Origin of the sequence: Laedolimicola sp., from assembly GCF_051972735.1 — a bacterium.
In the GTDB taxonomy this organism is placed as follows: Bacteria; Bacillota; Clostridia; order Lachnospirales; family Lachnospiraceae; genus Laedolimicola; species Laedolimicola intestinihominis.
Window position 1 is genome coordinate 1 of the sequence record NZ_JBOKYU010000098.1, and the last position, 616, is coordinate 616.

Consider the following 616-nt stretch of genomic DNA (forward strand, 5'->3'; position numbering starts at 1 on the left):
CCCTTTACCTTGCCCTTCATGCACTCAGGCAGGTCGTTCATCTGCTCTGCTACCTCCTGCTGGTCGTTGATACGAGCTGCACGCTCCAACAGACGAGAGTGGAGATAGAAGACATCACCAGGGTAAGCCTCACGTCCTGATGGACGGCGGAGGATCAGGGAAACCTCACGGTAAGCCACAGCCTGCTTACTCAAGTCATCATATACTACGAGGGCTGAGTAACCGCGGTCGCGGAAGTACTCACCGATGGCTGCACCGGCGAATGGTGCGTAATACTGCATGGCTGCAGGATCGGCAGCGGTAGCACTGACGATGATGGTATATGGCAGGGCGCCATGTTCCTTGAGGTTCTGTACCAATGCTGCTACGGTAGAAGCTTTCTGACCGATGGCTACATAGATACAATATACTGGCTTGCCTGCCTCGTAGAAGCTCTTCTGGTTGATGATGGTATCCACTGCGATGGCAGTCTTACCGGTCTGGCGGTCGCCGATGATCAGCTCACGCTGTCCACGACCGATAGGAATCATAGAGTCTACAGCCTTCAAACCTGTCTGAAGTGGTTCCTTCACTGGCTGGCGATAGATTACACCAGGGGCCTTGCGGTCCAATGGCA

Annotated in this window: 1 pseudogene; it reads right to left on the reverse strand. The window is 54.4% G+C overall.

Annotation, left to right across the window (positions count from 1 at the left end):
- Positions 1-616, reverse strand: a pseudogene (locus tag ACTRC3_RS11750) (F0F1 ATP synthase subunit alpha); the annotation flags it as partial.